Raw genomic sequence first — 302 nt, 5'->3', positions numbered from 1 at the left:
CGCTGCGTGGTGATGGCGCCCACCTGCACGCCCTGGTCCAGCGGATCGCCCACGCGCACCTGCCGAGCGCGCTCGGCCACGGCGACCACGAAGCGCTCGGCGATGGCCGCCTGCACCAGCACGCGGCTGCCGCTGTTGCAGCACTGGCCGGCATTGAAGTGCATGCCCAGCACCGTGGCATCGACGGCCGCCTCGAAGTCGCAGTCGGCAAAGACGATCTGGGGGTTCTTGCCGCCCAGCTCCAGAGACAGCTTCTTGAGCGTCTGCGCCGATGCTGCAGCCACCTTCCGGCCTGTTTCCGT

General features: G+C 69.2%; 1 protein-coding gene. It reads right to left on the bottom strand.

Annotated elements, in window-relative coordinates; genetic code table 11:
- Positions 1-284, bottom strand: a 284-nt coding sequence (locus L995_RS11780) for an aldehyde dehydrogenase family protein (protein ID WP_231574412.1), incomplete at its 3' end; no start/stop codon positions are given.
- Between the last annotated feature and the right edge of the window lie 18 nt (positions 285-302).

The organism is Delftia sp. ZNC0008 (assembly GCF_000799035.1).
GTDB classification, from domain to species: domain Bacteria; phylum Pseudomonadota; class Gammaproteobacteria; order Burkholderiales; family Burkholderiaceae_C; genus Comamonas; species Comamonas tsuruhatensis.
This window is presented reverse-complemented; position numbering and strand designations above follow the sequence as displayed.